General features: G+C 58.3%; 12 protein-coding genes, 1 tRNA gene and 1 pseudogene. 10 read left to right on the top strand and 4 right to left on the bottom strand.

Annotation, left to right across the window (positions count from 1 at the left end; genetic code table 11):
• Positions 1-29: 29 nt before the first annotated feature.
• Positions 30-265, bottom strand: a pseudogene (locus AC07UI_RS15020) (DNA-binding protein).
• A gap of 81 nt (positions 266-346) precedes the next feature.
• Between AC07UI_RS15020 and AC07UI_RS15015 the strand changes: the two are divergent.
• From AC07UI_RS15015 to AC07UI_RS14990, 6 genes are all read left to right on the top strand, one after another.
• Positions 347-712 (top strand): helix-turn-helix domain-containing protein, encoded by a 366-nt coding sequence (locus AC07UI_RS15015; RefSeq protein ID WP_494993223.1) that lies wholly within the window; start codon positions 347-349, stop codon positions 710-712.
• Positions 713-860: 148 nt separating this feature from the next.
• Positions 861-1,502: a response regulator transcription factor GacA gene (gene gacA, locus AC07UI_RS15010; RefSeq protein ID WP_494993222.1), complete on the top strand. Its 642-nt coding sequence runs from the start codon at positions 861-863 to the stop codon at positions 1,500-1,502.
• Positions 1,503-1,504: 2 nt separating this feature from the next.
• Positions 1,505-3,328 (top strand): excinuclease ABC subunit UvrC, encoded by a 1,824-nt coding sequence (gene uvrC, locus AC07UI_RS15005; RefSeq protein ID WP_494993221.1) that lies wholly within the window; start codon positions 1,505-1,507, stop codon positions 3,326-3,328.
• Positions 3,329-3,360: 32 nt separating this feature from the next.
• On the top strand, positions 3,361-3,921 hold the full coding sequence (gene pgsA / locus AC07UI_RS15000) for a CDP-diacylglycerol--glycerol-3-phosphate 3-phosphatidyltransferase (protein WP_494993220.1): 561 nt from the start codon (positions 3,361-3,363) through the stop codon (positions 3,919-3,921).
• Positions 3,922-3,984: 63 nt separating this feature from the next.
• Positions 3,985-4,060, top strand: a tRNA-Gly gene (locus AC07UI_RS14995).
• Positions 4,061-4,285: 225 nt separating this feature from the next.
• On the top strand, positions 4,286-4,435 hold the full coding sequence (locus AC07UI_RS14990; RefSeq protein WP_494993367.1) for an integrase arm-type DNA-binding domain-containing protein: 150 nt from the start codon (positions 4,286-4,288) through the stop codon (positions 4,433-4,435).
• A gap of 207 nt (positions 4,436-4,642) precedes the next feature.
• Here AC07UI_RS14990 and AC07UI_RS14985 read toward each other — a convergent pair whose 3' ends face one another.
• From AC07UI_RS14985 to AC07UI_RS14975, 3 genes are all read right to left on the bottom strand, one after another.
• A complete protein-coding gene (locus AC07UI_RS14985; RefSeq protein WP_494993219.1) occupies positions 4,643-4,999 on the bottom strand; it encodes a type II toxin-antitoxin system RelE/ParE family toxin in 357 nt (118 codons plus the stop codon).
• Positions 5,000-5,001: 2 nt separating this feature from the next.
• Positions 5,002-5,292, bottom strand: coding sequence for a type II toxin-antitoxin system ParD family antitoxin (locus tag AC07UI_RS14980; protein WP_494993218.1), 291 nt, complete (start codon positions 5,290-5,292; stop codon positions 5,002-5,004).
• A gap of 460 nt (positions 5,293-5,752) precedes the next feature.
• Positions 5,753-6,331: a TetR/AcrR family transcriptional regulator gene (locus AC07UI_RS14975; protein ID WP_494993217.1), complete on the bottom strand. Its 579-nt coding sequence runs from the start codon at positions 6,329-6,331 to the stop codon at positions 5,753-5,755.
• Positions 6,332-6,503: 172 nt separating this feature from the next.
• Between AC07UI_RS14975 and AC07UI_RS14970 the strand changes: the two genes are divergently transcribed.
• From AC07UI_RS14970 to AC07UI_RS14955, 4 genes are all read left to right on the top strand, one after another.
• Complete coding sequence (locus AC07UI_RS14970; protein WP_008075261.1) at positions 6,504-6,782, top strand: LysR family transcriptional regulator; 279 nt, start codon at positions 6,504-6,506, stop codon at positions 6,780-6,782.
• Between the two features lie 141 nt (positions 6,783-6,923).
• Positions 6,924-8,168, top strand: coding sequence for a multidrug efflux RND transporter periplasmic adaptor subunit MexE (mexE, locus tag AC07UI_RS14965; RefSeq protein WP_494993216.1), 1,245 nt, complete (start codon positions 6,924-6,926; stop codon positions 8,166-8,168).
• Between the two features lie 11 nt (positions 8,169-8,179).
• The gene (locus tag AC07UI_RS14960; RefSeq protein ID WP_494993215.1) at positions 8,180-11,371 is read left to right on the top strand and encodes an efflux RND transporter permease subunit; all 3,192 of its coding nucleotides are present in this window, start codon (positions 8,180-8,182) and stop codon (positions 11,369-11,371) included.
• Entirely contained in the window at positions 11,371-12,789 is a 1,419-nt protein-coding gene (locus AC07UI_RS14955; protein WP_494993214.1) for an efflux transporter outer membrane subunit, read from the top strand. Before AC07UI_RS14960 ends, AC07UI_RS14955 begins: the two co-directional genes overlap by 1 nt.

The raw sequence follows: 12,789 nt of genomic DNA, 5'->3' as shown, positions 1-12,789 counted from the left end.
CCGTCGCCAATTAAGTGCATACTGATCTTTCAGGTCTGCTCCTGACTCTGCTGGCCGGTGTCCGTCAGGATGACACCGTCTTTCATGCCCAGCAGTACCGCCACCTTGTGGGCCTCTCCACGCCGTCCTTTCTTGCGCCCGGCGAGCACTTGATAAGTGGTGGCCGGATCAACTCCATGCTCGCGAGCAAATTGTTGAACGGATTTACCTTGATGTTCCAGCCAAGCCAAGCCTTGGCTTGTGCGGCGGTGCGGATACCGGGCATAGTTCAAAACCGTTCAAATGTGTTCGATAAGCAATGAGTGTGGCACCCCTAGGGGTGTACAAAATGGGATCATACATCCAAATGAGTGGAATCGGTTCGCGGTTGAGACAGGAAAGAGAACGGCTTGGGTTGTCGCAGAAAGTTTTTGGCGAAATCGGAGGCGTTGAAGCTAACGCGCAAGGCAAATACGAAAATGGCGGACGCGCGCCCAAGGCAGATTATTTGTCTCGAGTGGCCGAGAAGGGCGTGGATATCCTGTACGTGTTGACGGGAAATCCGACCCCGACGCTGATCGAGAATCTCAGCATGATGGAAGAGAAGGTACTGGGTAGCTATCGGGTGCTCTTCAAGGAAGATCAGGACGCGATTCGCAGATTGACGACGACGTTGGCAGAGTATTCCGTTGCCAGCAGTGCGAAAAGTAAACCAGGGTCATATGAGTCCTGATCAACCAAGGTAAGTTGTATGCGCCTGTCGCTCGGCAGGCGCTCATAGCGTATTGATACTCTTTATATGACGCTTGCAGCTAGGTCTGTCCGCCGGTTTTTTGCTAAGGTGTCCGGCAACCAATAAGACCATATCGCGAGGTGTCTGCTTGATTAGGGTGCTAGTGGTCGATGACCATGATCTCGTTCGTACAGGCATTACACGGATGCTGGCTGACATCGATGGGCTGCAAGTAGTCGGCCAGGCCGAGTCAGGGGAGGAATCCCTGCTCAAGGCGCGGGAGTTGAAGCCTGATGTGGTACTGATGGATGTCAAGATGCCCGGGATCGGTGGTCTTGAAGCCACGCGCAAGATGCTGCGCAGTCATCCGGATATCAAAGTCGTCGCCGTCACGGTGTGTGAAGAGGATCCGTTCCCCACACGACTGTTGCAGGCGGGGGCTGCAGGTTATCTGACCAAGGGGGCTGCCCTGGCGGAAATGGTTCAGGCGATTCGCCAGGTGTTCGCCGGGCAACGCTACATCAGTCCGCAAATTGCGCAGCAACTGGCGATCAAGTCTTTCCAGCCAACCAGTGATACACCGTTCGATGCACTTTCAGAGCGGGAAATTCAGATCGCGTTAATGATCGTTGGCTGTCAGAAAGTTCAGATCATTTCCGACAAGTTGTGCCTGTCTCCGAAAACCGTGAATACCTACCGTTACCGCATTTTCGAGAAGCTCTCGATCAGCAGCGATGTCGAATTGACGCTGTTGGCGGTCCGCCACGGCATGGTTGATGCCAGCCTCTGACAATGACAGACCTGTTTGATCCAAGTGCCTTTCTATCTACCTGTAGTGGGCACCCCGGTGTGTATCGCATGTTCGACAGCGATGCGCGCCTGCTCTATGTCGGTAAAGCCAAAAACCTGAAAAAACGCCTGGCGAGTTATTTTCGCAAGACCGGCCTGGCGCCTAAAACTGCCGCTCTGGTAGGGCGCATCGCTCAGATCGAAACAACGATCACCTCTAATGAAACCGAAGCACTGCTGCTTGAACAGACGCTGATCAAAGAGTGGCGGCCGCCCTACAACATTCTGTTGCGAGACGATAAGTCCTATCCATACGTTTTTCTTTCGGATGGTGATTTCCCGCGTTTGAGCATCCATCGTGGTGCCAAAAAGCAGAAAGGCAAATACTTCGGCCCGTACCCGAGCGCAGGCGCTATCCGTGAGAGCCTGAGCCTGCTGCAGAAAGCGTTTCTGGTTCGTCAGTGTGAAGACAGTTTTTACAAAAACCGTACACGACCGTGCCTGCAATACCAGATCAAGCGGTGCAAGGCGCCGTGTGTCGGTCTGGTCGAACCTGAAGTTTATGCCGAAGACGTACGCCATTCGGTCATGTTCCTCGAAGGCCGCAGCAATGCCCTGACTGACGAATTGTCTGGCGGTATGGAGGCGGCGGCGAGCACGCTCGACTTCGAGCGCGCCGCTGAACTGCGTGACCAGATTTCCCTGCTGCGACGGGTCCAGGATCAGCAGAGCATGGAAGGCGGGACCGGTGATGTGGACGTGGTCGCCGCGTTCGTCAATCCGGGAGGCGCGTGCGTTCACCTGATCAGCGTGCGTGGCGGGCGGGTACTCGGCAGCAAGAACTTCTTTCCGCAAGTCGGTATTGAAGAGGAGGTGTCCGAGGTCATGGCCGCTTTCCTCGGCCAGTACTACATCAGCAGCCCTGAACGGGACTTGCCAAGCGAGTTGATTGTCAACGTCGTCCATGAAGACTTCCCGGCCTTGATTGCGGCCATCGAAGAGCTGCGCGGTCGCGAGCTGACCATCAGTCATCGGGTTCGTGGTACGCGGGCACGCTGGCAGCAACTGGCCGTGACTAACGCCGAACAGGCATTGAGCGCCCGTTTGGCCAACCGCCAACATGTTGCTGCGCGGTTCGAGGCGCTGGCTGAAGTGCTGAGTCTGGACGAGCCACCGCAGCGTCTGGAGTGCTATGACATCAGTCACTCCAGTGGTGAGGCTACGGTGGCCTCCTGCGTAGTCTTTGGCCCTGAAGGCCCGCTCAAATCCGACTATCGTCGCTATAACATCGAAGGCGTGACGCCGGGTGATGACTATGCGGCGATGCATCAGGCGCTGACTCGGCGTTTCAGCAAGCTAAAGGACGGCGAGGGCAAGCTGCCGGATATTCTTCTGGTGGACGGCGGTAAAGGCCAGTTGTCCATGGCTCGAGACGTACTCAATGAGCTGGCCGTGCCTGATCTGATTTTGCTGGGTGTCGCCAAAGGGGCGACGCGCAAGGCCGGTTTCGAAACGCTTTACCTCAATGACGCCGCTCATGAGTTCACCTTGCGTGGCGACTCTCCAGCACTGCATTTGATTCAGCAGATACGTGATGAGGCTCACCGTTTTGCTATTACCGGGCACCGCGCGCGGCGGGGCAAAACCCGTCGTACGTCAACGCTTGAGGGGGTCGCAGGCGTTGGGCCGAAACGTCGGCGCGAGCTTCTGAAACATTTTGGTGGATTGCAGGAGCTGTCTCGTGCAAGCATCGAAGAGATCGCCAAAGCACCGGGGATCAGTAAAAAGCTCGCTGAGTTGATTTATGCAAACCTGCACAGCGAGTAGAATGCCAACTCACCTCGTAGCCAGTTGTGCCGATGAATATCCCTAATCTGATCACCGTCTTACGCGTCCTGCTCATTCCGATTTTCATTTTGCTGTTTTATTTGCCTTACCAGTGGAGCTACATGGCGGCCAGTTCAGTCTTCGCGTTCGCCGCGGCAACGGACTGGCTGGATGGGTATCTGGCTCGTCGTCTGGAGCAAAGCACGCCGTTCGGGGCATTTCTCGATCCGGTGGCTGACAAACTGATGGTGGCAGTGGCTTTGGTGCTGCTGGTGCAAGAACATGCCAACTTGTGGCTCACGTTACCGGCAGCGGTGATCATCGGTCGTGAAATCGTAGTCTCTGCCTTGCGAGAGTGGATGGCGGAAATCGGGGCTCGCGCGCATGTTGCCGTATCGAACATGGGCAAATGGAAAACCGCCGCGCAGATGCTGGCGTTGGTTATTTTGCTGGCCAACCCCTCGGATTTCAGCTTCTGGGTCCTGGTGGGCTATGCGCTGCTGCTGATTGCTGCGGGACTGACATTGTGGTCCATGCTGCAATACTTGCGCGCCGCCTGGCCGCACCTCAAGACCACTTCGGAAAAGAAATAAAACTTTTTTGAATCAAGGGGTTGACGGGGCATCTGGATCGTATAGAATGCGCCACACCAAGACGCGGGAATAGCTCAGTTGGTAGAGCACGACCTTGCCAAGGTCGGGGTCGCGAGTTCGAGTCTCGTTTCCCGCTCCAAGCATTAAAAAATGGATCTCTGAAAAGAGGTCCATTTTTTTCGTCCAAAGAAAAGTCTTTCTTTGGTTCTTCCCGCGGTGGCTCACCGATACCGGGGTCTGACACGCCAAATCCAGTGCGAAGGACTACATCCTCCCTGACTACGGCGGTCTCACTCTTTTTATTCAATACGAAAGGTGCCAAGGGCTGGCACTTCCGCTTTTCCTGGGCGGATAAGCCCCCCGTATTTCTCGCGACACCTATCCTGAAATTGGTTTGCAGGATGCTCGTGCTCTGCGTGATGTTGCGAGGGCACTGGTCGCTAGAGGCATCGATCCGCGTGTCCATCGGCAGCTGGAGCGTAATGCCAGGCGCCTGGCGAAGGAAAACGCCTAAGAAGCGCTTGTTCAGCATTGAAAGTGGTACGCAAAGTTGAACATCGTGGTTCTGGTCGTGGGTCTCGATAGTCCGGTCGGACCCAGAACCTCCTGCTTCAATTGGCCGCTGAGTCGGCTGACAGCGAGGGCGCTCAGGTTGAGATGTAGAGGGGGCGCCTTACCTTCGCTGTTCATGGCCAGTTAAGCCTTTAGGCCAGGTCGGTGATCAGTCATTAGGCAAGTGCAACTGCACTTCCATGGCGTCATGAAGGAGTCTGACGACCTCTATCACGTCGTCGTTTGCCACACGATAGAACACGATATGCCGTGGGCTTTTGACCGTCCCATGGGGGTGTTTGGCCTGCTGGCATGAATAGATGAGGTGATAGCTGCGAAGGCCCGGTGCAAGTTCATCGCGGTCGTGGCTGCCAATCCGATAAGGCGTGCCGGCAATAGCTTGCAGCGCCGCGAGGATCAGCGCCTGATAGCGCTGGCGTGCTTGATCGCCGAACTGCGTCTGGGAGAGCCTGAGGATGTCAACAATGTCGGCGCGCGCCGCGTTGGAAATCCGATACGGCGGCATGCTCAGTGTTTCTCTCTCGCGGGGAGAGTTGCCTCCAGGCTCAAGCCCTCAAGGTAGTGCTCCAGATCCCCTTCGTTCAACTGCGTGAAGCGCCCGTGCTCAAGATCCATGATGCCGATTGAGGTTGCCTGACGCAGGGCCTCAATTTTGGCGGCGTCTTCGGCGACACGCTGTTCCAATAAACGCAAACCTTCTCGCATCACTTCGCTGGCATTCTGATAGCGGCCGGACTGAACCAGGTCATGGATAACCTGTTCCTGGTGAGGGGTGAGCACAACGTTTCGCGTCGCCATAATTAGCTCCAGCTCAGGGCAAACAGGTATTTTCGATCGTTGGCATATTATGCCATTTTGCCCAGGAACACATAGCTTGAGAGCTGTATCTGACGAACTGGGCCTTGGGCCGTCAGCTTGGCCAAGCTCTGTCTGATGCCCAACGGAATACGCACAACGTTTCTCCCGAAATGGCGAGTTGATCTGAGCGTAGTAAATAGTCAGAGCTTTAGGGGCTTGTATCTCTACCAGTTTCCCATTGCCGTTTATGCCAATGGATTCAGCGTCGTCATTGGAATGTTCGGCAGTGCAGTCCAGCAGGTGATACTGCAATCCAGCTCACCCAAGTAGTCGCCGAGCCATCTAACTTGATCTGCCGCTAGTCGATCAGACGCCCACGTTTCAGAGGTGTTTCGCGAGAATCTTCGATCAGGGCTGAGGATGGTTTTAGCTTGTCCCCATATGAAAAATTTGAATGGCGCTATGCAGCCCGCTCTTTTGATGCGGGAGCAGTAGGCCAGGCACTGATCACCGACTGCAGAAACTGCTCGGATAACTCAGGCTTGTTCAACGCCCTGGCAATCAGCATAGCCCCTGCGATTGATGACAGGATGCGCAGCGATTCCTGGTGCTTCGCGTCATGGGTTTCACCCTCGACCAGTGCCATCAGCGTTCCGATCAAACGCTCGACGCCTTGGGTGAAGGAGCTGCTGACGGCTCCCCCCGTGCGACCCACGTCGGCGGCCAGCGCGGGGATGGGGCAGCCCTCGGTCCAGTTATCACGATGCGCTTGCGTCAGGTAACCCTTGATTAGTTCGGGAATGGATTTGGCGTTTTGCCAGTCGTGGATATTGGATTCGAACGTCCGGCTGACGGCCTCTGAGGCCAGTTGTTCCTTGCCGCCGGGGAACTGTCCGTAAAAGCCGCCATGGGTCAGGCCCACCGAGCGCGACAGTTCACCAATGCCGATGCCATCGATGCCCTTTTCTCGATACAGCCGGGACGCAGCCGTGAGGATCGCCTCTTTGTTCGCTGCGGCCTGGTCTTTTGTGACTTTCATGAGACTGCTCCTGTAGCCCGGTCGGTTGCACTTGGGAAAAGCTTCGCTGAGAGGCTGGTATTTATTATGGTCGTCATATAAGGTCGCTGCAATGGCTTTGCCCGAATCGACGCAAGTCTGGCGGATCCCGAGCCTGTGGCTCAAGTTGAAAATCTCTACGTGGACCGGACTCATGAATCGTAATGATCTGCGCAGTATCGATCTGAACCTGTTGGTGGTGTTCGAGGCGCTCATCCAGGAACGCAATCTCACCCGCGCCGCCAAGCAATTATCCCTGGGCCAGCCGGCTGTCAGCGCGGCGCTGGTGCGTTTGCGCAAGCTGTTCAACGACCCTTTGTTCGAGCGCATCGGTCGCCGGATGGTGCCCACTGAGCGAGCGTTGAATGCTGCGCAGGCGTTGGGGCCGGCGCTGGATTCCGTTTGTACCGTGCTCACCAATACCAAGGTTTAAGCGGGATCGCTCCCTTTTTTTGCCCTTAAACATGATGATCATCATTATTGGTGATGGCCAACTTCACTCCGTTCAATTCGTCGCGACCTCGCGCGACGCCGAGAATCCGGAAATTCCCAAACCGTCTGGCGGACACTACCTATGGAACAGTCACTTAAACCTTTGCGTTATCCCCTTGCTGCGTTGGCGCTGCTGGCGCTCGCCGCGTGTGAACGCGCACCCTCTGCCGCTCAGGCGCCGGGTGCGCCGCACGTTACTGTAGCCAAGGTGCTAGAGCAGCCCATCACCGAATGGGACGAAGTCACCGCTCGCCTGGAAGCACCGGAAACCGTCGAGGTTCGTCCACGGGTAACCGGGCAGATTGATCGCGTAGCCTTTACTGACGGCGCGCTGGTGAAGAAGGGCGATTTGCTGTTCCAGATTGATCCACGGCCGTTCGAACACGAAGTGCATCGCATCGAGGCGCAACTGCAACAGGCACGCGCCACCCTGGTCCGCACCAGCAACGAAGCGCAGCGCGGCCAGCGCTTGTTGAGCAGCAACGCGATCTCTGCCGAGCTGGCCGACACCCGCACCACCACCGCCCAGGAAGCCCGTGCCGGTGTCGATGCGATTCAGGCGCAGCTCGATCTTGCACGTTTGAATCTTAGTTTCACCCGGGTCACTGCACCGATCAGCGGTCGGGTCAGCCGGGCAGAAATCACCGCCGGCAACATCGTGACCGCCGACACCACACCGCTGACCAGCGTGGTCTCCACCGACAAGGTCTACGCCTATTTCGATGCGGACGAACGCATGTTCCTCAAGTACAGCCTGCTTTCCCGCCAGGGGCAGCGCGGTCAAGCCACGCCGGTGTACATGGGCCTGTCGAACGAGGAGGGCAACAGCCACCTCGGGCAGATGAACTTTGTCGACAACCAGGTCAACCCGAAAACCGGCACCATTCGCGGTCGCGCGGTGTTCGATAACGCTGACGGCCAGTACACCCCCGGTCTGTATGCGCGCTTGAAACTGGTGGGCAGCGCCGCCTATCCCGGCCTGCTGATCAAAGACGAAGCGGTGGGCACGGACCTGGGCAAAAAATTCGTGCTGGTGGTCGATCAGGACAACAAGGCCGTTTATCGCAGCGTCGATCTGGGACCGAAACTTGAAGGCTTGCGCATCGTGCGCAGCGGTCTGCAAAAAGACGATCGTATCGTCATCAACGGCCTGCAGCGCGTGCGGCCCGGCGCGGTGATCGATCCGCAGGATGCCCCGATGGCCAGCCCGGAAACAGTCGTCACACTGGCTCGCCAGCGTCAGGCGATTGAAGCTTCCAACCAGCCGGTTTCCGCCCAGGCACCGGCTCTGGTGAAAGCGGAATCAGCCGCCGCACCTCGCGGATAAGGAGCACCGACATGAAGTTTTCTCAGTTCTTTATCACGCGACCGATCTTCGCGGCGGTGCTGTCGCTGCTGATCCTGATTGCCGGCGCGATCTCGCTGTTCCAGTTGCCGATCAGCGAATACCCGGAAGTGGTGCCACCGACCGTGGTGGTTCACGCCAACTACCCCGGCGCCAACCCGAAAGTTATCGGTGAAACTGTAGCGGCGCCACTGGAGCAGGCGATCACCGGCGTCGAGAACATGTTGTACATGTCCTCACAATCTACGGCGGATGGCCGGCTCACCCTCACCGTGACGTTCGCCCTGGGCACTGATCTGGACAACGCCCAGGTCCAGGTGCAGAACCGTGTGACTCGCACTGAACCCAAGCTGCCCGAGGAAGTGACGCGTATCGGCATCACCGTCGACAAGGCCTCTCCCGAGCTGACCTTGCTGGTGCATCTGGTGTCGCCGGACAAGCGTTACGACATGCTCTACCTGTCGAACTACGCGATCCTCAACGTCAAGGATGAGCTGTCGCGCCTGGACGGTATCGGCGATGTGAAGATGTTCGGTATCGGTGATTACTCGCTGCGTATCTGGCTCGATCCGAACAAGACCGCTTCGCGCAATCTGACCGCAACCGATGTGGTCAACGCGGTGCGCGAGCAGAACCGCCAGGTCGCTGCCGGGCAACTGGGTTCGCCGCCTGCGCCGAATGCCACGAGCTTTCAGATGTCGATCAACTCCCAAGGGCGGTTGGTCAGCGAAGAAGAGTTCGAGAACGTCATTATCCGCAGCGGTCCGGACGGCGAGATCACTCGCCTGAAAGACATCGCCCGGGTCGAGCTGGGTTCCAACCAGTACGCCTTGCGTGCCTTGCTCAACAACGAGGAAGCGGTGGCGATGCCGATCTTCCAGCGTCCGGGCTCGAATGCGATCGACATCTCCAACCAGGTGCGGGCGAAGATGGCGGAGCTGAAGAAGAGCTTCCCGGAAGGCATGGACTACGAGATCGTCTATGACCCGACGATCTTCGTGCGCAGTTCGATCGAGGCGGTGGTTCACACGCTGTTCGAAGCACTGATCCTTGTTGTGCTGGTGGTCATCCTGTTCCTGCAAACCTGGCGTGCCTCGATCATTCCGCTGGTCGCGGTGCCGGTGTCGCTGATCGGTACGTTTGCCGTGATGCATCTTTTCGGCTTCTCATTAAATGCGCTGTCGCTGTTCGGCCTGGTCCTGGCGATCGGGATCGTGGTCGACGATGCGATCGTGGTGGTGGAGAACGTCGAACGGAACATCGAGTCGGGGCTGGAACCGGTCGAGGCGACCAAAAAAGCCATGGGCGAGGTGACCGGTCCGATCATCGCCACGGCGCTGGTGCTGTGTGCGGTGTTCGTACCCGCTGCCTTTATCTCGGGCTTGACCGGGCAGTTCTACAAGCAGTTTGCGTTGACGATCGCTATCTCTACCGTGATTTCGGCGTTCAATTCCCTGACCTTGTCGCCGGCGTTGGCCGCAGTGTTGCTCAAGGCCCACGGCGCGCCGAAGGACCGCTTCTCCAAAGTGCTGGATCGCCTGCTCGGTGGCTGGCTGTTCAAACCCTTCAACCGCTTCTTCGATAAGGCCAGCCATGGTTATGTGATTGCCGTGGCCAAGATCATTCGGGGCAGCAGCGTGGCGTTGCTGGTCTATGCCGGCCTGATCGCGATGACCTACATGGGGTTCAGCACCACGCCAACCGGTTTCGTACCGACCCAGGACAAGAAGTACCTTGTGACCTTTGCGCAACTGCCGGATGCGGCCAGCCTGGATCGCACCGAGTCGGTGATCCGGCGCATGAGCACCATCGCCATGAACGAGCCGGGTTTCGACAGCGCCGTGGCGTTCCCGGGCCTGTCGATCAATGGCTTCACCAACAGCCCGAACGCCGGCATCGCCTTCATTGGCTTGCGGCCGTTCGATGAACGCAAGGATCCGAGTCTGTCAGCCGGGGCGATTTCCACGTCGCTGAACGCCAAGTTTGGCGGGATTCAGGACGCCTACATTGCAGTGTTCCCGCCGCCTCCGGTTCAAGGGTTGGGTACCATCGGCGGTTTCCGTTTGCAGATTGAAGACCGGGGCAACCTGGGTTACGAAGAGCTGTACAAAGAGACCATGAACATCATCGGCAAGAGCCGCAGTGTTCCGGAGCTAGCCAATTTATTCACCAGCTACACCGTCAACGTGCCGCAGGTCGACGCTGCGATTGATCGGGAAAAAGCCAAGATCCATGGCGTGGCCATCAACGACATCTTCGACACATTACAGGTGTACCTGGGCTCACTGTATGCCAACGACTTCAACCGTTTCGGGCGGACCTATCAGGTCAACGTGCAGGCCGAACAGCAGTTCCGCCAGGAACCGGAGCAGATCGGTCAGTTGAAAGTGCGTAACAACAAAGGCGAAATGATCCCGCTGGCCACGTTCGTCAAGGTCAGCCCGACGTCGGGGCCTGATCGGGTCATGCACTACAACGGCTTCATCACCGCGGAAATCAACGGCGGCGCCGCGCCGGGCTACAGCTCCGGTCAGGCCCAGGCGGCGATTGAAAAGCTGCTCAAAGAAGAGCTGCCCAACGGCATGACCTACGAATGGACCGACCTGACCTACCAGCAGATCCTGTCCGGCAACACCGCGTTGCTGGTGTTCCCACTCTGCGTGCTGTTGGCGTTCCTGGTCCTGGCCGCGTTGTATGAAAGCTGGAGCTTGCCATTGGCGGTGATCCTGATTGTGCCAATGACCCTGCTGTCGGCGATTGCCGGGGTGATCATTTCCAAGGGCGATAACAACATCTTCACCCAGATCGGCCTGATCGTGCTGGTCGGCCTGGCTTGCAAGAACGCGATCCTGATCGTCGAGTTCGCCAAGGACAAACAGGAGCAGGGCATGTCCCCGCTGGATGCAGTGCTGGACGCCTGCCGCATGCGGCTGCGGCCGATCCTGATGACGTCCTTCGCCTTCATCATGGGGGTGATTCCGCTGGTGACCTCTACAGGTGCCGGTTCGGAAATGCGCCGGGCGATGGGGGTGGCGGTGTTCTCCGGGATGCTCGGCGTGACCTTCTTCGGGTTGTTGCTGACGCCAGTGTTCTTCGTGCTGATTCGTCGTGCCATCGAGCGCAAAAACGCGCGAAAAGTTACCAAGGCTCACCAGGCAAACGCAGTGAATCCGGAGGCTCATTAATGAACACCTTGAAGCTTTTTTTACCCAGCCTTCTGGTCGTCGCGCTCGCCGCGTGTACGGTGGGCCCCGATTACAAAACCCCTGATACCGCGCCGGCCACTGTCGTGTCGGTCCAGGGCGGGCACTACGATCAATCGCGGTTTGAAACGGTGTGGTGGCAGCAGTTCGATGACCCCACGCTCAACCAATTGGTGAGCAAATCCCTGGAAGGCAACCGCGATCTGCGCGTCGCCTTTGCCCGCTGGAAAGCGGCCCGGGCGATTCGGGATGACGTCAGCAACGACAATTTGCCGGTTGTCACCAGCCGCGTCAGCAGCCAGCAGGGCAAGGGGCAAGTGCCCGGTCAGACCGAAAGCCGCGTCAATCAGGAACGCTACGACCTGGGCCTGGACATGGCCTGGGAAGTCGACTTGTTTGGGCGGATCCAGCGTCAACTGGAATCCAGCGATGCCCAGGAAGACGCCGCCGCAGCGGACTTGTATCAGCTGCGCGTGACCATGATTGCCGAACTGGTGGACGCTTATGGCCAACTACGGGGCTCGCAACTGCGGGAAAAAATCGCCCTGGCCAACCTGAAGAACCAGCAGGATTCCCGTGCCGTGACGGTCAGCCTGCGGGACGCCGGTGTGGGCAATGAACTCGATGTGGTGCGTGCCGATGCGCGTCTGGCGGCGGTCGAGGCTACGGTGCCGCAACTGCAAGCGGAGCAGGTGCGGCAGAAAAACCGCATCGCCACGCTGCTGGGCGAGCGCCCGAATGCCTTGAGCGTGTCGTTGAGTCCCGCCGAGTTGCCGGCCATCGCCAAGGCGCTGCCGATCGGTGATCCCGCCGAACTGCTGCGCCGGCGCCCCGATGTGCTCGCCGCCGAGCGCAGGCTGGCGTCTGCCACGGCTGAAATCGGAGTGGCCACTGCCGACTTGTTCCCGCGGGTGAGCCTGAGCGGCTTCCTCGGCTTCACCGCCGGCCGTGGTTCACAGATTGGCTCCAGCGCCGCCCGGGCCTGGAGCTTGGGTCCGAGCATTACCTGGGCGGCATTTGACCTGGGCAGCGTGCGGGCGCGCATCCGTGGTGCCGACGCCAATGCCGAAGGCGCCCTGGCCACCTATGAGCAGCAAGTGCTGCTGGCGCTTGAAGAGTCTGAAAACGCCTTCAGCGACTATGGCAAGCGTCAGCAACGGTTGTTGTCGTTGATCAGGCAAAGTGAGTCGAGCCGCGCCGCCGCTGACCTCGCGGCCATCCAGTACAAGGAAGGGACCGTGGATTATCTGGTGTTGCTGGATGCGCAGCGCGAGCGGCTCAACGCCGAAGATGCCCAGGCCTTGGGTGAAACAGATCAGTACCGTGGAATCGTCGCGATCTATAAAGCCTTGGGAGGTGGCTGGGACAGCAGTGCTGGCAAGGTAGGGGGGATCAATTGA

The organism is Pseudomonas sp. GW821-FHT04C07, assembly GCF_059420325.1.
The sequence above is the reverse complement of the archived record's forward strand: the minus strand, read 5'-3'. Positions and strand labels throughout refer to the sequence as shown.

Bases quoted from the DNA above. Each gene is read 5' to 3' on its own strand.
- AC07UI_RS15015 (WP_494993223.1), top strand. From the start codon at position 347: ATGAGTGGAATCGGTTCGCGGTTGAGACAGGAAAGAGAACGGCTTGGG.
- uvrC (WP_494993221.1), top strand. From the start codon at position 1,505: ATGACAGACCTGTTTGATCCAAGTGCCTTTCTATCTACCTGTAGTGGG.
- pgsA (WP_494993220.1), top strand. From the start codon at position 3,361: ATGAATATCCCTAATCTGATCACCGTCTTACGCGTCCTGCTCATTCCG.
- AC07UI_RS14985 (WP_494993219.1), bottom strand. From the start codon at position 4,999: ATGCCGCCGTATCGGATTTCCAACGCGGCGCGCGCCGACATTGTTGAC.
- AC07UI_RS14980 (WP_494993218.1), bottom strand. From the start codon at position 5,292: ATGGCGACGCGAAACGTTGTGCTCACCCCTCACCAGGAACAGGTTATC.
- AC07UI_RS14975 (WP_494993217.1), bottom strand. From the start codon at position 6,331: ATGAAAGTCACAAAAGACCAGGCCGCAGCGAACAAAGAGGCGATCCTC.
- AC07UI_RS14970 (WP_008075261.1), top strand. From the start codon at position 6,504: ATGAATCGTAATGATCTGCGCAGTATCGATCTGAACCTGTTGGTGGTG.
- mexE (WP_494993216.1), top strand. From the start codon at position 6,924: ATGGAACAGTCACTTAAACCTTTGCGTTATCCCCTTGCTGCGTTGGCG.
- AC07UI_RS14960 (WP_494993215.1), top strand. From the start codon at position 8,180: ATGAAGTTTTCTCAGTTCTTTATCACGCGACCGATCTTCGCGGCGGTG.
- AC07UI_RS14955 (WP_494993214.1), top strand. From the start codon at position 11,371: ATGAACACCTTGAAGCTTTTTTTACCCAGCCTTCTGGTCGTCGCGCTC.